The 22,964-nt window shown below is 71.8% G+C and carries 22 protein-coding genes; 14 read left to right on the top strand and 8 right to left on the bottom strand.

Annotated elements, in window-relative coordinates; translation table 11 throughout:
• The first annotated feature begins 67 nt into the window (after positions 1–67).
• The 8 genes from ACZ5XS_RS19390 to ACZ5XS_RS19425 are packed head-to-tail and all read left to right on the top strand — an operon-like array spanning position 68 to position 7,921.
• Positions 68–1,144, top strand: coding sequence for a sugar ABC transporter substrate-binding protein (locus ACZ5XS_RS19390; RefSeq protein WP_468652833.1), 1,077 nt, complete (start codon positions 68–70; stop codon positions 1,142–1,144).
• Positions 1,141–2,631, top strand: a complete 1,491-nt coding sequence (locus ACZ5XS_RS19395; protein WP_468652835.1) for a sugar ABC transporter ATP-binding protein — start codon at positions 1,141–1,143, stop codon at positions 2,629–2,631. Before ACZ5XS_RS19390 ends, ACZ5XS_RS19395 begins: the two co-directional genes overlap by 4 nt.
• A complete protein-coding gene (locus ACZ5XS_RS19400; protein WP_468652837.1) occupies positions 2,624–3,652 on the top strand; it encodes an ABC transporter permease in 1,029 nt (342 codons plus the stop codon). The genes ACZ5XS_RS19395 and ACZ5XS_RS19400 overlap by 8 nt, the downstream gene beginning before the upstream one ends.
• 37 nt (positions 3,653–3,689) lie before the next feature.
• Entirely contained in the window at positions 3,690–5,054 is a 1,365-nt protein-coding gene (locus tag ACZ5XS_RS19405) for an L-fuconate dehydratase (protein ID WP_468652839.1), read from the top strand.
• A complete protein-coding gene (locus tag ACZ5XS_RS19410) occupies positions 5,051–5,806 on the top strand; it encodes an SDR family NAD(P)-dependent oxidoreductase (RefSeq protein ID WP_468652841.1) in 756 nt (251 codons plus the stop codon). The genes ACZ5XS_RS19405 and ACZ5XS_RS19410 overlap by 4 nt, the downstream gene beginning before the upstream one ends.
• The gene (locus ACZ5XS_RS19415) at positions 5,803–6,789 is read left to right on the top strand and encodes an aldo/keto reductase (protein ID WP_468652843.1); all 987 of its coding nucleotides are present in this window, start codon (positions 5,803–5,805) and stop codon (positions 6,787–6,789) included. The genes ACZ5XS_RS19410 and ACZ5XS_RS19415 overlap by 4 nt, the downstream gene beginning before the upstream one ends.
• Positions 6,786–7,100, top strand: a complete 315-nt coding sequence (locus tag ACZ5XS_RS19420) for an L-rhamnose mutarotase (protein WP_217240067.1) — start codon at positions 6,786–6,788, stop codon at positions 7,098–7,100. Before ACZ5XS_RS19415 ends, ACZ5XS_RS19420 begins: the two co-directional genes overlap by 4 nt.
• On the top strand, positions 7,097–7,921 hold the full coding sequence (locus ACZ5XS_RS19425; RefSeq protein WP_468652845.1) for an amidohydrolase family protein: 825 nt from the start codon (positions 7,097–7,099) through the stop codon (positions 7,919–7,921). Before ACZ5XS_RS19420 ends, ACZ5XS_RS19425 begins: the two co-directional genes overlap by 4 nt.
• Here the strand turns inward: ACZ5XS_RS19425 and ACZ5XS_RS19430 are convergent.
• The gene (locus ACZ5XS_RS19430) at positions 7,909–9,330 is read right to left on the bottom strand and encodes a lipase maturation factor family protein (protein ID WP_468652847.1); all 1,422 of its coding nucleotides are present in this window, start codon (positions 9,328–9,330) and stop codon (positions 7,909–7,911) included. The genes ACZ5XS_RS19425 and ACZ5XS_RS19430 overlap by 13 nt on opposite strands.
• Positions 9,331–9,479: 149 nt before the next feature.
• Between ACZ5XS_RS19430 and ACZ5XS_RS19435 the strand changes: the two genes are divergently transcribed.
• The 3 genes from ACZ5XS_RS19435 to ACZ5XS_RS19445 all read left to right on the top strand — a co-directional run bounded on the left by ACZ5XS_RS19435 (position 9,480) and on the right by ACZ5XS_RS19445 (position 13,882).
• The gene (locus tag ACZ5XS_RS19435; protein WP_468652849.1) at positions 9,480–10,829 is read left to right on the top strand and encodes a DUF6777 domain-containing protein; all 1,350 of its coding nucleotides are present in this window, start codon (positions 9,480–9,482) and stop codon (positions 10,827–10,829) included.
• A 65-nt stretch (positions 10,830–10,894) separates the two neighbouring features.
• Positions 10,895–12,982 carry a SpoIIE family protein phosphatase gene (locus tag ACZ5XS_RS19440; RefSeq protein WP_468652851.1) on the top strand — a complete coding sequence of 696 codons (2,088 nt, stop codon included), beginning with the start codon at positions 10,895–10,897 and terminating at the stop codon, positions 12,980–12,982.
• Between the two features lie 36 nt (positions 12,983–13,018).
• Complete coding sequence (locus ACZ5XS_RS19445; RefSeq protein ID WP_468652852.1) at positions 13,019–13,882, top strand: Fpg/Nei family DNA glycosylase; 864 nt, start codon at positions 13,019–13,021, stop codon at positions 13,880–13,882.
• A gap of 1 nt (position 13,883) precedes the next feature.
• On the opposite strand, the gene ACZ5XS_RS19450 is transcribed toward ACZ5XS_RS19445, so the two are convergent.
• The 5 genes from ACZ5XS_RS19450 to ACZ5XS_RS19470 form a co-directional block, all read right to left on the bottom strand.
• On the bottom strand, positions 13,884–15,707 hold the full coding sequence (locus ACZ5XS_RS19450; protein ID WP_468652854.1) for a caspase family protein: 1,824 nt from the start codon (positions 15,705–15,707) through the stop codon (positions 13,884–13,886).
• Positions 15,704–16,096 (bottom strand): hypothetical protein, encoded by a 393-nt coding sequence (locus tag ACZ5XS_RS19455; RefSeq protein WP_468652856.1) that lies wholly within the window; start codon positions 16,094–16,096, stop codon positions 15,704–15,706. The genes ACZ5XS_RS19450 and ACZ5XS_RS19455 overlap by 4 nt, the downstream gene beginning before the upstream one ends.
• A gap of 128 nt (positions 16,097–16,224) precedes the next feature.
• Positions 16,225–16,878 carry a zf-HC2 domain-containing protein gene (locus ACZ5XS_RS19460; RefSeq protein ID WP_468652858.1) on the bottom strand — a complete coding sequence of 218 codons (654 nt, stop codon included), beginning with the start codon at positions 16,876–16,878 and terminating at the stop codon, positions 16,225–16,227.
• Between the two features lie 149 nt (positions 16,879–17,027).
• Positions 17,028–17,543 (bottom strand): hypothetical protein, encoded by a 516-nt coding sequence (locus tag ACZ5XS_RS19465; RefSeq protein ID WP_468652860.1) that lies wholly within the window; start codon positions 17,541–17,543, stop codon positions 17,028–17,030.
• Between the two features lie 135 nt (positions 17,544–17,678).
• A complete protein-coding gene (locus tag ACZ5XS_RS19470) occupies positions 17,679–18,224 on the bottom strand; it encodes a sigma-70 family RNA polymerase sigma factor (RefSeq protein WP_468652861.1) in 546 nt (181 codons plus the stop codon).
• A gap of 213 nt (positions 18,225–18,437) precedes the next feature.
• On the opposite strand from ACZ5XS_RS19470, the gene ACZ5XS_RS19475 reads away from it, so the two are divergent.
• Positions 18,438–19,589, top strand: a complete 1,152-nt coding sequence (locus ACZ5XS_RS19475; RefSeq protein ID WP_468652863.1) for a CapA family protein — start codon at positions 18,438–18,440, stop codon at positions 19,587–19,589.
• A gap of 6 nt (positions 19,590–19,595) precedes the next feature.
• On the opposite strand, the gene ACZ5XS_RS19480 is transcribed toward ACZ5XS_RS19475, so the two are convergent.
• Positions 19,596–20,069 (bottom strand): MarR family winged helix-turn-helix transcriptional regulator, encoded by a 474-nt coding sequence (locus ACZ5XS_RS19480; RefSeq protein ID WP_217240055.1) that lies wholly within the window; start codon positions 20,067–20,069, stop codon positions 19,596–19,598.
• A 58-nt stretch (positions 20,070–20,127) separates the two neighbouring features.
• Here ACZ5XS_RS19480 and ACZ5XS_RS19485 point away from each other — a divergent pair, with 58 nt between their 5' ends.
• On the top strand, positions 20,128–20,943 hold the full coding sequence (locus tag ACZ5XS_RS19485) for an alpha/beta fold hydrolase (RefSeq protein ID WP_468652866.1): 816 nt from the start codon (positions 20,128–20,130) through the stop codon (positions 20,941–20,943).
• Between the two features lie 67 nt (positions 20,944–21,010).
• Here ACZ5XS_RS19485 and ACZ5XS_RS19490 read toward each other — a convergent pair whose 3' ends face one another.
• Positions 21,011–21,475: a universal stress protein gene (locus tag ACZ5XS_RS19490; RefSeq protein ID WP_468652868.1), complete on the bottom strand. Its 465-nt coding sequence runs from the start codon at positions 21,473–21,475 to the stop codon at positions 21,011–21,013.
• A 607-nt stretch (positions 21,476–22,082) separates the two neighbouring features.
• Between ACZ5XS_RS19490 and ACZ5XS_RS19495 the strand changes: the two genes are divergently transcribed.
• Positions 22,083–22,931, top strand: coding sequence for a polysaccharide deacetylase family protein (locus ACZ5XS_RS19495; RefSeq protein ID WP_468652870.1), 849 nt, complete (start codon positions 22,083–22,085; stop codon positions 22,929–22,931).
• The last annotated feature ends 33 nt before the right edge of the window (positions 22,932–22,964 follow it).

Below are 22,964 nucleotides of genomic sequence, written 5' to 3' on the forward strand. Positions count from 1 at the left end.
CCTCCGGCCGAGTGGTCTGATAAGTATGCGGTCATCTGCTCGAACACGCTCGATGAGGAGCTGCAAGATGCCCGGCAGAACAGTGGGGAAGCGGAACAGGTTTCGGACGTTCGGTGCGGTGGCGGCGGTCACCGGCGCCTCGCTCGTGCTCGCCGCGTGCGGGAGCACCAAGGACACCGCGGGCTCGGCCGGCGACGCGGGAGGGGACGGCACCGGCAAGGTCGGCGTGATCCTGCCGCTGCTGACCTCGCCGTTCTGGCAGTCGTACAACGACTACGTGCCCAAGACGGCGAAGTCCGAGGGGGTGGACGCGATGAAGACGGTCAACTCCAACAGCGATCCCTCACAGCAGATCACCGACATCAACAACGTGCTCAACCAGGGCGTGAAGGGTCTGGTCGTCGCGCCCCTGGACAGCGCCGCCATCGAGGCCGGCCTCGACCAGGCCGAGCGCAAGGGCGTGCCGGTCGTCGCGGTCGACGTGGCGCCGGACAAGGGCAAGGTCGCCATGGTCGTCCGCGCCAACAACGTGGCGTACGGCGAGAAGGCCTGCCAGTACCTGGGCAAGGAGATCTCCTCGGGCAAGGTCGTGCAGATCATGGGCGACCTCGCCTCGGTCAACGGCCGCGAGCGCTCGGAGGCGTTCCGTGCCTGTGTGAAGAAGGAGTTCCCGAAGCTGAAGGTGCTGGAGATCCCCGCCAAGTGGGAGTCCGACACGGCCGCCTCGAAGCTCGACACCCTTCTCAACGCCAACCCCGACATCAAGGGCATCTACATGCAGGCCGGCGGCGTCTACCTCGCCCCGACCCTGCAGACCCTCAAGTCGAAGGGCATGCTGAAGAAGGTCGGCCAGGCGGGCCACATCACGATCGTCTCCAACGACGGCATCCCGCAGGAGTTCGACGCCATCCGCAAGGGCGAGATCGACGCCACCGTCTCCCAGCCCGCCGACCTGTACGCCAAGTACGGCATGTACTACATCAAGGCGGCGATGCAGGGGAAGACGTTCGAGCCGGGGCCCACCGACCACGACTCGACGATCGTCAAGCTGCCCAGCGGCATCCTGGAGGACCAGCTGCCCGCGCCGCTGGTCACCAAGGAGAACGTCGACGACCCCAAGCTGTGGGGCAACACGGTCGGATGAGCACACCACTTGTGGAAGCGCGAGGGATCGTCAAGCGCTACGGCCCCACCACCGCCCTCGCCGACGGCCGGCTCACCGTCCTGCCCGGCGAGTCGCACGCCCTGGTCGGCCGCAACGGCGCGGGCAAGTCGACCCTCGTCACTCTCCTCACCGGCCTCCAGGCCCCCGACGAGGGCACGGTTCGCTTCGACGGCGAACCGGCGCCCCCGCCGGCCGACCGGGACGCCTGGCGCCGCAAGGTCGCCTGCGTCTACCAAAGGCCCACGGTGGTACCCGAGTTGACGGTCGCCGAGAACCTATTCATCAACCGGCAGCCGCTCCAGCGGCGTTTCATCAGCTGGCGCCGCCTCAAGGCCGAGGCGGCCGAACTGCTGGCCGCCTGGGACGTCCACGTCGACCCCGAGGCACGTACCGCGGACCTCAAGGTCGAGGACCGCCAAATGGTGGAGATCGCACGGGCGTTGAGCTTCGGCGCCCGTTTCATCGTCCTCGACGAGCCGACCGCCCAGCTCGACAACCGGGAGATCGAGCGGCTCTTCAGCCGGATGCGCGCCCTGCAGAAGTCCGGGGTCACCTTCCTGTTCATCTCGCACCACCTCCAGGAGGTGTACGAGGTGTGCCAGACCGTGACCGTGCTGCGCGACGCCCGCTGGATCACCACGGCCCCGGTCGCCGACCTCCCCCGCGCCGCCCTGGTCGAGGCCATGGCGGGCGAGTCGATCGCCGAGCAGGCCGGGCACGTCAGGGAGGTCGACGTCAGCGCCCCCGTCCTCCTCGACGTGCGGGGCCTCACCTCACCGTCGTACGAGGACGTCGACCTGACCGTCCGCCGCGGCGAGGTCGTCGGACTCGCCGGGTCCAGCGCCAGCGGCAAGATCGAACTCGCCGAGTCGCTCACGGGACTGCACAAGCCCAGCGGCGGCACGGCCCGACTGGACGGACAGCGGCTTCCCTTCGGCGACGTGCAGGCAACGCTGAAAGCCGGCGTCGGCTGCGTGCCCCGTGACCGGCACGCCCAGGGGCTCGTCATCGGCATGACCATCGGCGACAACGCCACCATGAGCGTCCTGGACCGGCTCGGCCGCTTCGGCTTCGTCGGCACCGACCGCAAACGCGGCTTCGCCACCGAGCTGATCGAACGCCTCGACATCCACGCCGAGGGCCCCGACCAGCCCGTCTCCGACCTGTCCGGCGGCAACGCACAGAAGGTCGTCATGGCCCGCGCCCTCGCCTCCGACCCGCGCCTGCTGGTCCTCATCAACCCCACCGCGGGCGTCGACGTGAAGTCGAAGGAGTCCCTGCTCGCCCGCGTGGACACTGCCCGCGACGACGGCACCGCCGTCCTCGTCGTCTCCGACGAACTCGACGACCTCAGACGCTGCGACCGCGTCCTCGTCCTCTTCCACGGCCGCGTGGTCGCCGAGCACCCGGCGGGCTGGCGCGACCACGAGCTGATCGCCTCCATCGAAGGAGTGGACCATGGCTGACACCAAGGCGGCCCCGCCGCTCGCCCCGCTCCAGACCCCCGCCGCCCGGTCGGCCAGGACCGTCCTGCTGCGCCGGGCCCGCGAACTCGCTCTCGTCCCCGCCCTGTTGCTACTCATGGTGCTCGGCGCGGTGGTCAACGACTCGTTCCTCACCGAACGCAACCTCATCTCGATCCTCGGCGCTTCGGCCGCGCTCGCGATGGTCGTGCTGGCCGAGTCGCTGGTCCTGATCACCGGCAAGTTCGACCTGTCCCTCGAATCCGTCGTCGGTGTCGCGCCCGCCGTGGGCGCGCTCCTCGTCCTGCCGGTCGCCCAGTCCGGCTGGGGCACGGAGTTCCCGGCCGTGCTCGCGCTGCTGGCGGTCCTCGTGGTCGGCGGGGCGATCGGCGCCTTCAACGGCATCCTGGTCGTCAAGTTCAAGCTGAACGCGTTCATCGTGACGCTCGCCATGCTGATCGTCCTGCGCGGTCTGCTCGTCGGCGCCACCAAGGGCAAGACGCTGTTCGGCATGCCCGACAGCTTCTACTCCCTCGCCACCACCACCTTCCTGACCATCCCCATGTCGGTGTGGGTCGCCGCGATCTCCTTCGCCCTCGCCGGGTTCATCCTGAAATACCACCGCATCGGGCGGGCCCTGTACGCCATCGGCGGCAACGCGGACGCGGCCCGCGCGGCCGGCATCCGCGTCGAACGCGTCATGCTCGGCGTGTTCGTCGTCGCGGGCGTCCTCGCCTCCGTCGGCGGCATCATGCAGACCGGCTACGTCGGTGCCATCAGCGCCAACCAGGGCCAGAACATGATCTTCACCGTGTTCGCGGCCGCGGTGATCGGCGGCATCAGCCTCGACGGCGGCAAGGGCACCATGTTCGGCGCCCTGACCGGCGTACTCCTCCTAGGAGTCGTACAGAACCTGCTCACCCTCGCCCAGGTGCCGTCCTTCTGGATCCAGGCCATCTACGGCGGGATCATCCTGGTCGCCCTCATGATCGCCCGCGTGACGACGGGACGCGCCCAGGACTGATCCCGCCCTGCCCCCGTCTCCGACCGAAAGGCCCTCTGTGTCCGCGACGCCCGTCCCGCCCTGCCGCATCTCCGCGGTCGACACCTACGACATCCGTTTCCCCACCTCGCGCGAGCTCGACGGCTCCGACGCGATGAACCCGGACCCCGACTACTCGGCCGCGTACGTCGTGCTGCGTACCGGTGCGCAGGGCGGGCCGGAGGGGCACGGCTTCACCTTCACCATCGGGCGGGGCAACGAGGTCCAGGTCGCCGCGATCCACGCGCTGCGCCACCATGTGGTCGGGCGGTCCGTCGACGAGCTGTGCGCGGATCCCGGTTCCCTCTTCCGGGACCTGATCGGCGACAGCCAGCTGCGCTGGCTCGGGCCCGAGAAGGGCGTGATGCACATGGCGATCGGCGCGGTCACCAACGCCGTGTGGGACCTGGCGGCCAAGCGCGCAGGCAAGCCGCTGTGGCGGCTGCTCGCCGAGGCCGACCCCGAGTGGCTGGTCGCCCAGATCGACTTCCGCTACCTCACCGACGCGCTCACGCCCGAGGAGGCGCTGGAGCTCCTGCGCAGGGGCCGGGAGGGCGCCGCCGAGCGCACCACCGACCTGCTCGCCCGGGGCTTCCCCGCCTACACCACCTCCCCGGGCTGGCTCGGCTACGACGACGAGAAACTGACCCGGCTCGCCGCCGAGGCCGTCGCGGACGGCTTCCGGCAGATCAAGCTCAAGGTCGGCGCCGACCTCCACGACGACGTACGGCGCTGCCGTGTCGCCCGCGAGGTCGTCGGCCCCGGCATCCGGGTGGCGATCGACGCCAACCAGCGCTGGGACGTCGACGAGGCGATCCGCTGGACCAAGGCGCTCGCCGAGTTCGACCCGTACTGGATCGAGGAGCCCACCAGCCCCGACGACATCCTCGGCCACGCGGCGATCCGCAAGGCGGTGGCCCCGGTCAAGGTCGCCACCGGCGAGCACGTGCAGAACCGGGTCGTCTTCAAGCAGCTCCTCCAGGCCGGCGCCGTCGACATCGTGCAGATCGACGCGGCCCGGGTCGCCGGCGTCAACGAGAACCTGGCCGTCCTGCTCCTCGCGGCCAAGTTCGGCGTGCCGGTCTGCCCGCACGCGGGCGGTGTCGGCCTGTGCGAACTCGTCCAGCACCTGTCGATGTTCGACTACGTGGCCCTGTCCGGCACCACCGAGGACCGGGTCATCGAGTACGTCGACCATCTGCACGACCACTTCCTCGACCCGGTGGTGATCCGCGACGGTCACTACACGGCACCCACCACGCCCGGCTTCTCGGCCGCCATGCGACCGGAGTCCATCGCGCGGTACACCTTCCCCGACGGCGCCTTCTGGGCCGCCGACCTCGAGACGCACGACGACGAGAACACGAAGGGACAGGCGGCATGAGCGACTTCGAGGGCCTCAGGGCCCTGGTGACCGGCGGCGCCTCCGGCATCGGCAGGGCGACGGCGGAACTCCTGGCGGCGCGCGGCGCCCAGGTCGCCGTACTCGACCTGGACCCGTCGTCGGTGGACAAGCCGCTGCTCGCCCACCGGGCCGACGTCACCGACGACGCCTCCGTACGCACGGCCGTCGCGGCCGCGGCGGCCGACCTCGGCGGCCTCGACGTCCTGGTCAACAACGCGGGCATCGGCGCCCAGGGCACCGTCGAGGACAACGACGACGAGGAGTGGCACCGCGTCCTGGACGTCAATCTCGTCGGCATGGTCCGCGTCGCCCGCGCCGCCCTGCCGCACCTGCGGGAGTCCGCGCACGCGGCGATCGTCAACACGTCCTCCATCGCGGCCACCGCCGGCCTGCCGCAGCGGGTGCTGTACAGCGCGACCAAGGGCGCCGTGTACTCGCTCACCCTCGCCATGGCCGCCGACCACGTCCGCGAGGGCATCCGCGTCAACTGTGTGAACCCCGGCACGGCGGACACCCCGTGGATCGGCCGTCTGCTGGCCAAGGCCCCCGACCCGGCCGCCGAACGCGCCGCCCTGGAGGCCCGCCAGCCCACCGGCCGCCTCGTCACGGCCGACGAGGTCGCGGGCGCCATCGCCTACCTGGCGAGCCCGCTGTCCGGCGCCACCACGGGTACCTCACTCGCCGTGGACGGCGGCATGCAGGGCCTGCGACTGCGCCCGGCGGGCCAGTGAGCACGCTCGGCCGCAGCGGCGTCCGGGTCAGCGAGCTCGCCTTCGGCGCCGCCGTGATCGGCAACCTCTTCACCGAGGTCGGCGAGGAGCAGGCGCACGAGGCCGTGACCGCCGCCTGGCAGCGGGGCGTCCGCTACTTCGACACCGCCCCGCACTACGGCACCGGCCTGTCCGAACGCCGCCTCGGCGCGGCCCTGCGCGAGCACCCTCGCGCGCAGTACACGGTGTCGACGAAGGTGGGCCGCCGCCTGGAGCCCACCGAGGCGAGCGGCGACGACCTGGCGAACGGGTTCGCCGTCCCCGCCACCCACCGCCGCGTGTGGGACTTCAGTGCCGACGGCGTACGACGCACCCTGGAGGCGAGCCTGGAGCGCCTCGGCCTCGACCATGTCGACGTCGTCTACCTCCACGACCCCGACGACCACGCCGAACAGGCCTTCCGCGAGGGCTACCCGGCCCTGGAGAAACTCCGCTCGGAGGGCCTGGTCGGCGCGATCGGCGCGGGCATGAACCAGTCCGCGATGCTCACCCGCTTCGTCCGGGACACGGACGTCGACGTGGTGCTGTGCGCCGGCCGCTACACCCTGCTCGACCAGGACGCGCTCACCGACCTCCTCCCGGCGGCCGTCGCACGCGGTACGTCCGTCGTCATCGGCGGCGCCTTCAACTCCGGCCTGCTGGCCGACCCGCGGCCGGGCGCGACGTACGACTACGCCCGGGCGCCGGCCGACGTCCTGGACCGGGCCCTGCGTCTGAAGGCTCTCGCCGACCGCCACGGCACCACCCTGCGAGCCGCGGCGCTGGCCTTCTGCGCCGCCCATCCGGCGGTCGCGAGCGTCCTCGTCGGCGTCCGTTCGGCGGCCGAAGCGCACGACTGCGCCGACCAGTTCGCGGCGTCCGTCCCCGCCGCCTTCTGGCGGGAGGCGCGCGACACCGGCCTCCTGCCGGGCGACGCCCCCGTCCCCACCGAGGAGCCGTCATGAGAGTGGCCCTGCACACCAAGGTCCGCGCCGACCGCGTCGACGCGTACGAGGCCGCCCACCGCGAGGTCCCGGCCGAGCTCACCGACGCCATCCGCGCCGCCGGTGCCGTCTCCTGGACGATCTGGCGCAGCGGCACCGACCTCTTCCACGTCCTGGAGTGCGAGGACTACGCCCGCCTCCTCGCCGAACTGGAGAAGCTGCCGGTCAACGTCGCCTGGCAGGCCCGCATGGCCGAGTTGCTTGACGTGGTGCACGACTACTCCGGACAGGGCACGGACGCCGGCCTGCCCGTCGTGTGGGAGCTGCCGTGACCGTGGACGCGCACCACCACGTGTGGGACCTGTCCGTCCGGGACCAGGACTGGATCGACGCGCACAGTCCGCTCCGGCGCGACTTCACGGTCAAGGACCTCGTTCCCGAGGCCCGCGCGGCCGGGGTCGACCGCACCGTGCTCGTCCAGACGGTCACCGTCGCCGAGGAGACCCCGGAGTTCCTCGCCCTCGCGGCCGACCACGAGCTGATCGCGGGCGTCGTCGGCTGGACCGACCTCACCCACCCCGGCGTCGCCGACGAGCTGGCCCGGCTGCGGGAGCTGCCCGGCGGCCAGTACCTCAAGGGCATCCGCCACCAGGTCCAGGGCGAGCCGGATCCGAAGTGGCTGCTGCGTGCGGACGTACGGCGCTCACTCGCCGCCGTCGCCGACGCGGGCCTGGTCTACGACCTGGTCGTCCTGCCCCATCAGCTCCCGGCCTGCACCGCGGCGGCGGCCTCCCTGCCCGGACTCACCTTCGTCCTGGACCACCTGGGCAAGCCACCCGTCGCCTCCGGCGCCCTGGAACCCTGGGCGTCCGACGTCCGCGCCCTCGCCGCCCTGCCCAACACGGTCTGCAAGCTGTCCGGCCTGGTCAGCGAGGCGGCCCCGGGCTCCTGGACCGTCGACGACCTGCGCCCGTACGCCGACACGGTGCGGGACGCCTTCGGCCCGGACCGGCTGATGTTCGGCTCGGACTGGCCGGTGTGCACGACGGAGGCGACGTACGGCGACGTGCTGGACCTCGCACGGCAGTTGGCCGGCGCCGAGGAGCGAACCCGGATCTTCGAGACCACCGCGACCCGCGTCTACGACCTCTGAGCCGTCCCCGCCAGCCGCGTGGGCGGCAGGTACTCGCGCACGAAGGTCCGCTCCCAGCACGCGCCCGTCTCCCGCAGCTCACGCCACGTCGTGTACCGGTAGCGGAAGAGGCGGGCGCGGACGTAGCGGGGCGGGGCGTCGGCCGGGAACGGGGAGCGGCGCAGCAGCTTCAGCGTGTCGCGGTCGTTCTCCAGGAGCCGTTCCACCAGGGCGCCGAACCAGGACCCGGCGTACGCGGGCGACAGCGCGGCGAACCACATCATCCAGTCGAGGCGCAGATGGTACGGCGCGAACTGGCGCGGCCAGTGCCCGGGATCGCCGGGCTTGCCCTTGAACTCGTACTCCCGCCAGTCGGAGTCCTCGCGCGGCACGTCGTCGTCCGTGCCCTCGACGACCACCTCGTGGCGCACCCGGCTGACGCTGCCGAAGGCGCCGTAGGTGTTGACCAGGTGCAGCGGGTCGAAGGAGCGGTTCATGACCTGGCGGCGGGAGAGCATGTTGCGCACCGGCCGGTGGCTGAGCCCGACCAGCAGCGCGGCGACCGCCAGGACCAGCACCTCGTACCAGAGCGGGGTGCCGGGCACCGACGGCGGATCGGCGGGGAGCCGCACCGCAGGCAGGGCGAGCACGATGGTGATCCAGTTCAGCCAGGAGAAGTTGCCCGAGAGCACCAGCCACAGCTGGGTGAGGATCATCAGCGAGGCCGCCGCCGTGGCGACCGGCTGTGGGGTGAACAGAAGGAAGGGCACCACGAGTTGGGTGACGTGGTTGGCGGCCACCTCCACCCGGTGCAGGGGCCTGGGCAGATGGTGGAAGAACCAGCTCAGCGGCCCCGGCATCGGCTGCGTCTCGTGATGGTGGTCCAGGCACGTCAGCTTCCGCCAGCACTCGTCGCCGCGCATCTTGATCAGACCCGCCCCGAACTCGACCCGGAACAGGATCCAGCGCAGCAGGAACAGCACCAGGACCGGCGGCGCCACCTCGTCGTTGCCGAGGAAGACGGCGAGGAAACCGACCTCCAGCAGCAGGGACTCCCAGCCGAAGCCGTACCAGGTCTGTCCGACGTTCACGATCGACAGGTACAGCACCCACGGCACCAGCCACAGCACCATCGCGCCCCACAGCGGGAGGAGTGAGTCGAGTCCCGCGACGAGTGCCGCCGACACCGCGCAGCCCGTCCACGCGCAGACCGCGAAGAACCGGTCCGAGTAGTGGAGTTGGAACAGGCTCGGGGCGCGCTTGAAGGGGACCCGTTCGACGAAGCGGGGGACGGGCAGCATGCCGCGCTCACCCATCAGCGCACGGAACTGCAGGGCCGCCGTCAGGAACGCCACGAGGTACAGCACGGCCAGAGCCCTCTGGAAGACCAGTCGGCTCATCCAGTACTCGGGTGCGGTGAACCACTCCACGGCCGTGTGCTCCTCCTCTCCATGCTCGCGCTCTCGACGCTCGCGCCGGAACCCGGGTGACTCTCCGTGTACCTCGGCTCCGCTTGCGTAACCCGAGTGAGTGAAGCAGACAATAGTGACGAACTGCCCGGGATGGACGGGAGAGTGTGGTGCGCATACCCACCGGAACGCTCGTCACGGCCTGCGTACTCTCGGCGGCGCTCCTCGTCGCCGGGTGCGGCGGCGAGGACGAGGAGACGAAGGTGAGCGGGGGGCTCCTCCTGCAGCCGGCCGCGGTCCAGGGCCCGGATCCCTTCACCGACTCCACGGCGACCTCGACGGCCACGCCGCCGCCACCGGTCACCCGAACGCCGCAACCGGACCGGTCGGGATCGACGCCTGTACGGTCCGTGTCCGGCGGCACGCCCGGGCTCTACACCGGCACCGCACGGGTCGGCAGCTGCGACGTCGGCCGGCAGATCGACCACCTGACCCGCGACCGGGCCAGGGCCCGCGCCTTCGCCCGGGCCGAGGGCATCGACCAGGCCTCGATCCCGGACTACCTGCGCGGACTGGCGCCGGTCACCCTGCGCGCCGACACGCGGGTCACCGGCCATGGCTACCGCGACGGCCGGACGACGAGCTACCAGTCCGTCCTGGAGGCCGGCACCGCCGTCCTCGTCGACCGCCGGGGCGTGCCACGCGTGCGCTGCGCCTGCGGCAACCCGCTCGAACCGCCGGTGGCGCTGCCGGGCGGCCCCGCCACCAGCGGCCGACCCTGGGCCGGATACCGGCCCGACCGGGTGATCGTGGTGGCCCCGGCCGCCCAGGTCATCACCAACGTCACGATCATCGACGTCGTCACCACCACCTGGATCGAGCGGCGCATCGGCCACGACGTCCGCCACGACCGCGTCGTGCCCGCCCCGGACCCGGTACCGCCGCCCCCGTCCGCGTCCCCGCACAAGAGCACGTCCAGCGCCTCGCCGGACGAGAGTGCGTCGCCCCGTACGGAGAGCTCCTTCCCGGAGCCGACCGACTGCGCGACCCCCACCCCCACCCCCACCGCCACCCCGGCAACCTCCGACGGCGTACCGGTCGACGAACCCACGCCCCTGCCCACCGGCACACCTACGGACCTGCCCACCGGCACCCCCGCGGACCCGCCCGCGAGCGCGATCCCGGACTGCCCCACGGCCACGGCCACGGCGACCGCGACGCCCCCCACGAGCGAGCCGGGGACCCCTCTCGTCCCGCCGGACGACACGCGTCTGCCCGGTACCGGGACGGCGGTCCCGCAGGAGCCGGCCGTCGAGGGCCCCGGCAACCACCCGGACTCCCTCGATCCCCCCGATACCCCTGATCCCCTCGATCTCGACTCCCTCGACTCCGCGGAGGAGGTCGGCCCCCAGACCGTGCCGGACGCCCCCGACCTGCCCGACGGCGGGGGACTGATCCCCGACGACCCGGCCGGTACGGACAGTGTCTTCGGCAGCCCCACCGATGTCTTCGACAGTTGACCGCACGAGCTCACCGGCCCGTCCCTCCGGTCGAAAAATCAGACAAACCCTGGCAAGGTGGCCACATGGTTGATCGGGGAGCGAGCGCCCTGTCACTCCCGGACGACTGGCCGGCCCACCCGGATCCGATCCTGGCGCTCAACCGCATGGGCAGTTTCGACTGGGACCTGGACACCGGTCTGTTCTACATGGACCCCCAGGCCTACGAGGTCTTCGATCTGCGCCCCGACGAGTACGACGGGAACCCGACGACCCTCGCCATCCGGGTGCCGCAGGCCGAGGCCCACCGGCTGGACGCCCTGGTCGCCCGGGCCATGAAGGACGGCAGCGAGAACTACGGCACCTACTTCCGTCTCCGCTGCCGGGACGGCAGCCTGCGCTGGACCCACACCCAGGGCTACATCAGGCGCGACGAGACGGGCCGCCCGCGCCGGATCATCGGCATCGTGCGCGACGCCACCCAGGAGCTCGGCGACATCGCGTCCCGCCAGGAGCAGGCCGCCCAGGACGAGGCGAGGCGCCGGCAGACCAACGTCGTGCAGCTCACCACGGCCGCCCTCGCCCATGCCCGCACCGTCCAGGACGTCATCGACGTCCTCAAGGACACCCAAGGTCTCACCCACCTCGGTGCCACCAGCCTGGTCTTCGGCCTGGTCGAGGCCGATCGCATCCGGCTGGTCGCCGAGGGCCCGGAGGGCAGCTTCGTCCCCGGCACCGACATCACCCGGATCGACGAGCCGTACCCGATGAGCGAGGCCGTCCGGACCCTCAGCCCCCGCTTCATCGAGTCGCCCGAGGAGTTCGCCGACCGGTACCCGGTCCTGTGGCCGTACATCACCGACCTGAACATCACGTCGGCCGCCTACCTCCCGCTCATCGCCGAGGCCCGCCCGATCGGCGCCATGGGCCTGCTCTACAGCGACCGGTACGGCTTCTCGCCGGAGGACCGCAACGTCCTGGTCGCGCTCGGCAGCAGCATCGCCCAGAGCCTCATGCGGGCCATGCTCTACGAGCAGGACAAGGACCTCGCCACCGGCCTCCAGCAGGCCATGCTGCCGCGCACCATCCCCAGCGTCCCCGGCGCCGACGTCGCCGTCCGCTACCGCGCCGGCAGCGCCGCGGGCTCACTCGGCCGGGACATCGGCGGCGACTGGTACGACGTGATCCCGCTGCCGGGCGGCCGGGTCGGCGCCGTCATCGGTGACGTCCAGGGTCACGACACGCACGCGGCCGCCGTCATGGGCCAGCTGCGTATCGTCCTGCGGGCGTACGCGGCCGAGGGCCACACACCGGCCACGGTGATGGCCCGCGCCTCCGTCTTCCTCCACGAACTCGACACCGACCGCTTCGCGACCTGTCTGTACGCGGAGGCCGACCTGGCCACCGGCGTGGTCCAGATGGTCCGGGCCGGCCACATCGACCCGCTCGTCCGACGCCCCGACGGCAGCTGCCGCCGCGTCTTCGTGGAGGGCGGACTGCCGCTCGGTCTGTCCGCCGAGTTCGGGAGCCTCGAATACCCGGTCGCCACCCTCGAACTGGACCCCGGCGACACCCTGTTGCTGTGCACCGACGGCCTGGTCGAACAGCCCGGCGCCGACCTCGACGACGGCATGCGGACCCTGACGGGCCTCATCGCCACCGGCCCGGACGACGTCCGCGACCTCGCCGACCGGCTCATCGACCTCGCCGAGGAACGCGGCGGCGACGACGACGTCGCCCTGCTCCTGCTGCGCCGCCGCAGCCTGGACACCCCGCGGGCCCAGGGCCGTCTCCAGCAGCACGTGGCATCCGGCGACCCCGAGGCCCTCACCGAGGCCCGGCACATGATCCGTGCCGCGGTCGGCGCCTGGGAGGCCCGTGACCTCTCCGACGAGATCGAGCTGGTCGCCGACGAACTGATCACCAACGCCCTGATGCACACCGAGGGTTCCGCGATCGTCACCCTGCGGGTCCTCACCGGCGGCGGCCGCCGGCTGCGCGTCGAGGTAGAGGACGCCTCCAGCGCCCTGCCACGCCGCCGCGAGGCGGGCGAGTCGGGCGTGTCCGGCCGTGGCCTGCTCCTCGTCGACCTGCTCACCGACGCGTGGGGCGTGGAGGCGCGCGGCGGCGGCAAGTGCGTGTGGTGCGAGTTCGTGGTGCCCGACCGCGGCTGACCTGAGCGCGACGGCCCGCGGTGGCACTCTGGACGTATGCCGGAACTGCCCGAGGTCGAAGCGCTCAAGGACTTCCTGACCGACAACCTCGTCGGCCACGAGATCATCCGCGTGCTGCCCGTCGCGATCAGTGTCCTGAAGACGTACGACCCTCCGCTCACCGCCCTCGAAGGCCACGAGGTCACCGCCGTGCACCGGCACGGCAAGTTCCTCGATCTGGAGACGGACGGCGGCCCGCACTTCGTGACCCACCTGGCCCGCGCCGGCTGGCTCCACTGGAAGGACCGGCTCCCCGACGGCCCGCCCCGCCCCGGCAAGGGCCCCCTCGCGCTGCGCGTGGCCCTGGAGACCGGCGCGGGCTTCGACCTGACGGAGGCGGGCACGCAGAAACGCCTCGCGGTGTACGTCGTCCAGGATCCCCAGCACGTCGCGGGGGTGGCCCGGCTGGGCCCGGACCCGCTCGCCGACGACTTCGACGAGGCCCGACTCGCCGCCCTGCTCAGGGGTGAACGCAGGCAGATCAAGGGCGCCCTGCGGGACCAGAGCCTCATCGCGGGCGTGGGCAACGCCTACAGCGACGAGATCCTGCACGCGGCGAAGATGTCCCCGTTCAAGCCGACCTCGTCCCTCACACCCGAGGAGACCGGCCGTCTGTACGAGGCCCTGCGCTCCACCCTCACGGAGGCGGTCGAGCGTTCCCGGGGAGTGGCGGCCGGACGGCTCAAGGCCGAGAAGAAGAGCGGCCTGCGCGTCCACGGCCGCACCGGCGAGCCCTGCCCGGTGTGCGGCGACACCATCCGCGAGGTCTCCTTCAGCGACCGCTCGCTCCAGTACTGCCCGACGTGTCAGACGGGCGGCAGGCCACTGGCGGACCGGCGGCTGTCCAGGCTGCTGAAGTGAGTCACCAGTGCTCGCTGCCCACGAGGTAGGTGACCAGCGCGAGCGCGCCCAGGATCAGGGCCGGGACGGCCAGGCCCTTCGCCAGCGAGGTGAGGCTGCTCGTCCAGCTCGACGCCGAGGTCGTGTAGCGGTCGTGCCGCGCACGGAGGTCGTGCCGGGCGAACGCACCGAGGACGAGCGCGGCGGCGGCGGTGATCAGGCAGATGGTGAGCGACGTGACCACACCGAACTCGCCGACGTGGTCCGCGATGGCGCCTCCCGGCCCCTCTTCGATCCTGTCGCGCACGGCTTGCGCCGCTCCCACGGCGGCGAGGACGACCGTGACCACCGAGGTGACGGCGAGGGCGAGGGCCGCACCCGCGAGGGCGGGGGCCCAGCGGGACCTGGGAGACGTCCGGGAGGTGGGGGACGTGGGAGGTCTGGGGGCGGTCCGGCTCGCGACGGGCTCCTGGGGGGCCCGGTGTGGCTGCTCGGGAGGCCGGCCGGTCTGTCCGGTGTCGATGATCACCGTGTCCCGGCCGGCTCGCGGCGGATCCTCCGGACGTCTGGGAACGTCCTGCCCCGGCGCGGGTGCCACCACCGCCTCCACGTGGACCACCGCGTCGTCGGCAACCCCCTTGAGCACGATGTCACCGGACAGCGGGCCCTCGGTGGACGTGTCCAGCCGGACGGTCAGCCCGTTCGCCACCGGCTCGACCCTCAGCCACGGCTGTGTGGACTGGGCCACGCAGTGCCGGGCGAGGGGCGGGCCGCCCAGGGTCAGGGACTGCTGCCGAGGCGTCGAGCCCTGCGGCACCCGGCCGAAGTCCAGACGGTCCGGGGAGGGCGCCAGGCGGACCTCGCGGAGCGCGCCGCTCGCCAGGTCGGCGATCTGCCGGATGTCGTCGCGCGCGATCTCCTCCAGGTCCTGACGTGCCCCTTCGGCGATGGGCAGGGACTCGTTCTGCAGTCGGGACCTCAGTTCCAGGACGGCGCCCTGCCGGGTGAAGGCGTTGTCGCTGTGGACGGCGGCCGTCAGCGACGGCGGCGAGGGGACTTTGACGATCTTGATGCGGCCACGCCGGCTGTGCGCCAGTATCAGCTCCCCCTCCATCTCCACGTCCTTGCTGGGCGTCTGATGCGGATTGGCCTCGCGAACGCGGTCGTAGACGTAGTCGTACAGCCCGTCGAGGGTGACGTCGCCGACCCCGTCGCGATCCGCCTCGCCGCTCTCCAGTCCCTGCACCACCGCGTGGGTGAACACCGACGGCCGTGGCGCGGAGTTCTCGGCGAGTTCGGGTCCTTCGAAGGCGTACTCCATGGAGTTGGACGCGGTGATGACGGCCCTGCCGCGCCCGCCGGGGGGCTTGTCGCCCCGGAAGGACTCGAGGACGTTCACGTCGCCGGTGGCGCGCACGGAGCCCGAGCCCCGGGAGAAGGCGCCGCCGTAGCAGCAGTCGAGGAAGAGGACGGTGCTGCCCGCCCGGGTGCGGGACATGCACCGGCGCACGAAGTGCGCGGGGACCGCCGTGGCGTCCAGCAGCCGGGGGTCGGTGTCGCTGGCGGCGAAGTAGAGCTCGCCGGACTCGCTCTTGAGGCCGTGGCAGGAGAAGTGCAGGAGCAGGATGTCGTCGCGTCGGCGGTCGTTGCAGAAGGCCTCGATGCGCCGGTTCGTGACATGGGCGGGTTCGTTGCGGATGACCTCGACCTCGAAGTCGCCGATCTCGGGATCGTGCAGGACCTCGGCGAGGGCCGCGGCGTCCTGTGCGGGTGCCCGGAGTTGCTTGAGGCCTTGGTCGTCGTAACGGTCGTTGGCGATGATCAGCGCGTGCCGGGCCTCCGTCATGGCGGGGCTCCTGCCGTCGTGTGGCGCCGCACGAAGACCTCGAAGGCCTCGGCGACCTGCTCGTCGGTCGCCTTGGAGACCTCCAGGACGTCGTCGTCCAACTGCAGGCGCAGCGAGGGGCGCGCGTCATGGCACCGGCCGAGCCAGCCCCGGACCACTGCCACCACCTGGGTCAGTGCGGTGGCCGAGCCGCCCAGCGCGACCAGCAGGGAGCCGATCTGGGCGACGTCCACGGCCCGTGCTCCGGGCGGAATCGCCTCCCCGGGAACGGCCGTCACATCGTCCACGTCGAGCTGAAGCAGTTCCTCGCGCAGGTAGCCGGTCAGCTCCGCCACGCGTTCGGCTTCCGCCCCCTCCTCGGAGAGGAGGATCATCAATTGGTCGCCCACCGGTTCAGCCCCTTCGCTCGTGCTCCCAGGGGCGGCGCGGAGCGGGGGGCCTGCCAGTGGCTCCGCGTCGGTATGTCCAGTTTCCGTCCGTGGCCGCCTAACGGCAAATCAGGCGATGTGCGGGCCGGTCAGCGGGGTTCGAGCGTCACCAGGTGCTTCCCGTCCGTCGTCCGCACCTCGTACCGGACGATCTGGTCGGGGTGCATCGACGCGCCGCCGCGCATGGTGTTGGCGCGGGCGTCGTGGTCGGGGACGTTCCAGTTGGTGATCGTCTGTTCGGAGCCGTCCTGGCCGATGGCGACGAGGACGCAGGCACGGGGGCCGGCGCCGTCCTTGACCTTGAGTTCCACCTCGCTGCCCCAGGTCTCGTCCTCGGTGGTGATCTCGGCCCACACGCCCGAGCGTTCGTCGGTCGCGGTGACCCGCGCGGCGGCCCCGCCACTGTCGCTCGCCATGAGCACGATGCCGGGTCCGGCCACCGCGAGGACCACCGACGCGGCCAGGGCGTACCACAGCCGCCTGCGGCGCGCCCGCTGCCGTACCGCCACCTCGCCGAGCAGCCGCTCCAGCATCCGGGGGCCGGGCTGCGCCGTGGGGTGCACGACGCGCGGTGTCGCGCGCCGGTACAGCATCAACTGCCGGGTCGCGGGCCCGAATTCGGTCACGTGTGCCGCACAGCGGGGGCACTCCATGAGGTGGTCCTCGAAGCGGAAGGCGTCCGCCTCGTCCAGCACGCCGAGCGCGTACGCGCCGACGTCGCGATGCCTCTCCAGGGACCTCATGACGAATCCTCGTGCCGTTGAGTGGGTGGGGGGTTACTCCTTGCTCCCACCGGTACGCACCGGACCGCCGAATCACTCAAGACACACACAGAATCGCAACCAACGATTCGGAGCGGCCGGACCCGCGGATTGGTCCGAGTCGAACGAATCTAAAAAAGGTGGATCGCGAGGTGTCCCAGAGGCAACCCGAGCTGCCACGCCGGCGTCCATACCTTGGGCCCTTCGTCCTCACCGGTCACCGGACCGCCGCCCGGCACGGCGTTCAGGTCGGGGGCGAGCAGCTCGGTCTCCTCCAGCCAGCGCCAGGCCGCGTGGGCCAGGTCCAGGTCGGGGGAGGGGCCGTCGGTGGCGGCCTCGGCGGCGGTGAGCGCGGTCATCCGTTCGCTCACCCAGTCCTGCCACGGCTGGTCGTACGCCGTCAGCGACAGCCAGTTCTCCAGCTGGGAGACGACCTGGATGCCGGAGAGTTCACCGTCGGTGTCGGACAGGAAGATGGTCAGCGCCAGGGCGTCCCGCCCGGCGCGGAACTCGAACGACGTCGGTGGCATCAACTCCCCGGACCGCAGCAGTTCGTCGGCGATGTACTCGGCGTACAACCACGCCATGGGGACGGTCAGTTCGCCGCCGCCGGCGCCGTCCGTGCTCTCTTGACCTCTGTGCAGCATTCCTTCCTGCCTTCCTCCGGTGCGTGCGCGTCGCCCGTCGCCGGGCCCCATTGCGGAACACGGATGAGGACAGCCGATTACTCAACCGGGGTCAGAGGCAAGGCGCTTTACGGAGGCTTGACTCAGTCATGGGTTTCATCGCAGGTCGGCCGCATATCCGGGCAGCACCCGGCGCAGGGCGCGCAGCGCGTAGTACGCGCGGGACTTCACCGTACCGGGAGGAATGCCGAGGCTCTCCGCGGCCTCCGCCACACTCGCCCCTTGGAAATACACCAGCACCAGGACTTCACGGTGTTCCGGAGTGAGTGTCTTCACAGCCTCGCGCACATCGAGGGTCGCGGCCGCCCGCTCGGCGTGGTCGCCGCACACCCGGGCGTTCTCCAGGATCGCGTCGCCGACCTCCGCGGGCCGCGCCTGCCGGGCCCGCCGCGCGTCTATGGCGAGCCGCCTGCCCACGGTCAGCAGCCAGGGCCGTACGGACTCGAAGTCGTCGGCGCGCAGGGCCTCGGGATGTTGCCAGGCGCGTACCAGGGTCTCCTGGACGAGGTCCTCGGCGCGCTGCCGGTCGCCGTCGCAGAGCCGGAGCAGGAGCGCGAAAAGGGGCCGGCCGTGCTCGCGCTGCAGTGCGGCGAGCTCGTGCTCGGCGGTCGTCCCGTTCGTGAGAGTGGTTCCGGCCGTCATGGCTGCATGGCACAACAGGGGGCCGTTTCTGGACAGGGCGGGCGCACAGGTCTGCGGCGGACGGTCGATCGCGTCGGCGAACGGTTCGACGAACGGTCGGCATCCGGCCGTTCGCGCGGGCCGGACGGGCTAAAGAGGGCGGGGAGGTTGTTTGCGGTCGTCGTCAGAGTCGTACCTATTTGTGCGTAAATATGACCACAGTGGGGTGAGCTGATGATTGCACGCAGACGGCAGGTGGCCCTGGCCCTCACGGCCCTCCTCGCCGCGGGCGCCGCCTGTCAGGCCCAGGACCAGGACGCGCCCGCCCGGCCGGGGCGTCCGGCGCCGGTCAAGGGCAACGGCTTCACGCTCGTGGCCTCCGGCGACGTCCTCCCGCACAGTTCCGTCATCGACCGCGCCCGCTTCGACGCGGGCGGCACCGGCTACGACTTCCGTCCGATGCTCGCCGGCGTCCAGCCGGTCGTCTCCCGCGCCGATCTGGCGCTGTGTCACATGGAGACCGTCTACGGCGAGAACGGCGACTACACCGGCTACCCCACCTTCAAGTCCCCGCCCGAAGTGGCGCAGGCCCTCGCCGCCACCGGCTACGACGGCTGCTCCACCGCCTCCAACCACAGCCTCGACGACGGCGCCGACGGTATCCGCCGCACACTGGACGCCCTCGACGCGGCGGGCGTACGGCACGCCGGTTCGGCGCGCGCCGAGGCCGAGGCGGGCACGGTCACGATGCTGCGCGCGGGCCCCGCGAAGGTCGCGCATCTCGCCTACACGTACGACACGAACGGCTTCCCGCTCCCGCAGGGGCAGCCCTGGGCCGTCAACCTGATCGACGAGAACGCAATCGTCGCGGACGCGCGAGCGGCCCGGGCGGCGGGCGCCGACGTGGTCGTGGTGTCCGTGCACTGGGGCACCGAATGGCAGGACGGGCCCGACGAGCGGCAACTGGCCCTGAGCCGCTCGCTCACCGCCGCCCGCACCGGCGGCCGCCCCGACATCGACCTGATCCTCGGCACCCACGCACACGTCCCGCAGGCGTACGAGAAGGTCAACGGCACCTGGGTCGTCTACGGCATGGGCGACCAGATCGCCGGCGCGATGTTCAACCACCAGGGCGTCCAGGACCCGCGCGGCAACCAGTCCACCCTCGGCCGCTTCACCTTCGCGCCGCCAGCCCGGCACGGGCAGCGCTGGCGGGTGACCCGGGCCGAGTTCGTGCCCCAGGTCTTCGACGTCGACGCGGGCCGGGTGCTGAACCTCAACGAGGCGCTCGCCCGGGGCGCCGACGTGCGGGGCGTGCGCGACCGTATCCGGGACGTCGTCCTGAGCCGGGGCGCGGCGAAGGACGGGCTGGTGATGGGGAAGTAGCCCGGCTCAGTCCACGTCCACGTGGTCGAAGGTGCGCACCATCTCGGTCAGCACCCGCACGCACGCCCGGACTTCCGCGTCGGTCAGATCGCCGCCCACCCGCCGGTTGAGGGTGTGTTCCCGTGCCAGGACGGCGACGATGGTGGCCTGCCCCGCCTCGGTGAGCCGGATCAGCGAGGACCGCTGGTGCGCGGGGTTGGGCGTGATCTCCACCCAGCCGCGGGAGGCCGCCTCGTTGACCATGCGCTGCACGAACTGCCGGCTCAGGGCCTGTGCCCTGCCCATCTGGGGCACCGTCATGGCCCCGTTCTGCCGCAGCAGGTTCAGCACGGCGCGCACGCCGGCGGATGCCCCCTCGATCGGTTCGGCCTGCTCCACCTTGTGCGCGGCGCGCCGGTAGAGCGGACCCACGAGGTCGAACACCTCGGTGAGGCGATGGCCGAGTTCGTCGGGAGCCAGGGGTGCGCCGGTGTCGTTCATACGGCCATCATGACACCTTGGTTGCCAAAAGCCGCCCCAACATGACACCTTGGTTGTCATGACTGCTGCTTCGGAGCTTCGCTTCTTCCCCTCTGCCGACGGTGACCTCGCGTACCTCGACGCCGGCTCGGGGGATCTCGTGGTCCTGCTTCACGCGGGGTACGTCGACCACCGGTTCTGGGCCGACCAGATCGCGGCCCTCGCCGCCGGACACCGCGTGATCGCCCCGGACGTACGCGGCCACGGATCCTCCGCCAACGCGACCAGACCGTTCCGCTGGGCCGACGACCTCGCCGGTCTGCTGCGCCACCTCGACGCGGGCCCCGCCGTCCTCGTCGGCGTGTCGATGGGCGGGGTCATCGTCACCGACACCGTGCTGGAGCATCCGGAGCTCGTCCGCGCGGTCGTCACCTGCGGCGCGGCGACCGGCGACTTCCAGTACACGGATCCCTGGCACCGCGAGATCCAGGCCGAGTACGCGCGCACGCTGGGCGCCGGTGACATCGAGGGCTGGCTCAGGGCCTTCCTGCGTGTCGTGCCGGGGGAGCATCGGAGCGCCGACGAGATCGATCCGGAGATCCCGCGCCGGCTGCGGGAGATGGCCCTCGACACGATCTCGAAGCACACGCCCGACGAGAAGGACTGGCTCGTACGGGTGACCGACTCGTGGTCCCGCCTGCCGAAGATCGACGTGCCCGTGCTCACCGTCAACGGCGGCCTCGAACCCGCCGACATGACCGACGCGGCCCAGCGGCTCGCCGACACCGTCCCTGACGGCCGCTCCCGGACCATCGAGGGCGTCGGCCACTACCTGAACATGGAGAAGCCGGAGGTCTTCAACGAGATCCTGCTCGACTTCCTCCGCGCTCTGTGACCATGGGCTGACCGCGACCGCGACCGCGACCGGCCTGAGGCCGTCCCCGCCACGCGACGGTGGCCGGTCACGGCACCACCGTCACCGGCCACCGCCCCGCCTTCACCAGCCGGACCGCCACCGATCCCACGATCCGGTGGCCGGCCTGCTCGGAGGCACCCACCACCACCGCGTCCGCCTTGAGGTCGTCCGCCGCCTTCACCAGGCCGTTGTAGGGGTCGCCGCGGAAGGTGTGGAACTCCCAGCGCACGTCGAATATCCCCTCGCTGTGCTCGGCCGCGTCCCGGATCTGCGCCACCAGATCCTCGGCGATCTCGTCGGTCGTGTCGGTGACCGGCGCCCCGAGCGCCGCGCCCGCCGCGAGCACCGGCTGCACGTAGACGACCGCGAGCAGCGCGTGCTGTCGCCGGGCCAGGCCACCGGCGTACGCCGCGGCGCGGAGCGAGGAGTCGGAACCGTCCACGCCGACCACGATGACCTTGGGGCCGTCCGTGCCCCGCTCGAACCCCTGCGGGTGCTGCTGTTCCGTCACGGCTGCGAGGCTATCGGAAACCGCAGGTCCGCCCCCGCCGGGGACTTCTCGGCGGGCGAGGCGGCCGGGCTCTTCCCGCGGGCCGCAACCGGTGGCGGTCGCCGAACCGGACCCGGCCGTACCGGAATTGAGGAGGACGTCCGCATCGGCCTGCCTCCGCGATCGCCGAAGGCTTCGTCTCCGTACCTTCGTTGCGCAAACTCCGGAGAAAGGGGCACCCGAGGGGCGGGCGCCGGCCGGCCACGACCGAAGGCCTGCCGTCGCTCTCGGTGCTCGGCCTCGACGGAGGGGACGAGGCCAGGCCCGGCGAGCCGGATGCGGACCTGGCCCAACAGGTCCGCATCCGGCACCGCACACTCGACCGGCGGCGCGCCGACAGCGCCGGCCTCTGCCCGGCGGGCACCCACAGCCTGACCATCCGCGAGACGTCGCCGTTCCCCGTCGGTGTGCCCGCCGGTGACGATCCGTCACGGCGGTCCGTCACGGCGGTCCGTCACACCGGGAGGGTGGGCCCGCGCCCGCCCCGGTTGGGCCGGGCGGGTGGAATCGTGCCGCCGCCCCGGTGCCGCTGTGGTGCGCCGGGCCCGCTCCGGGCGACTGATGAGTCATGACGAAGGATCAGTTGCTCACACGGCTGCTCACGCGGCGCAGCGCGTTGCTCTTCGGCGCCGCGGCCTGCGGGGCGGCCGGCACGGCCGGAGTACTGGCCGCGGTCACCGGCGACCAGCCGGTCCGGCTCGCCGCCCCAGCGGCCGGCCCCGCGAAGCACCTCGCACTCAAGCCCTCCGCCTACCGTCTCCAGCCCCTCACCGGGTACGGCCCGCCCCCGGCCGCGCCCGCCCGGCCTCCCGTACGGCGCGAGCCGCTCCTGCGCATGTCCGGCCGCGGCCGTTCCATGGTGCTGACCTTCGACGACGGGCCCGACCCCCGCTACACCCCGGACATCCTCGACACCCTGGCGGAGTACGACGTCCGAGCGATGTTCTTCGTGTGCGGGGAGATGGCCGCCGACAACCGTGAGCTGCTGGCCCGCATGGCCGAGGAGGGACACGTCGTCGGCAACCACACCTGGTCCCACCCGCTGCTGACCCGCCTGAGCCGCGGACGGATCCGCTCGGAGATGGAACGCACCTGTGAGGTGATCGAGGAGGCGTACGGCGAGCCGCCCGTGTGGTTCCGGGCGCCCTACGGAGCCTGGAACCGTGCCGCCTTCCAACTCGGCGCCGAACTCGGCATGGAACCGCTGGCCTGGACCGTCGACACCCTCGACTGGGCCACTCCGGGCACCCGGACCATCGTCGGACGGGTCGAGAACGGCGCCGCCCCCGGCGTCGTGGTGCTCTCGCACGACGCCGGGGGCGACCGCACCCAGAGTGTCAGGGCGCTGCGCGACTATCTCCCGCACCTGCTCGACTCCGGCTACCACGTCACCGTCCCGCGACGGCAGTACGCATAGCCGGACCACACCGCCCGCATGGTCGGGGAACGC

It is taken from the genome of Streptomyces sp. NPDC033131, from assembly GCF_055578365.1.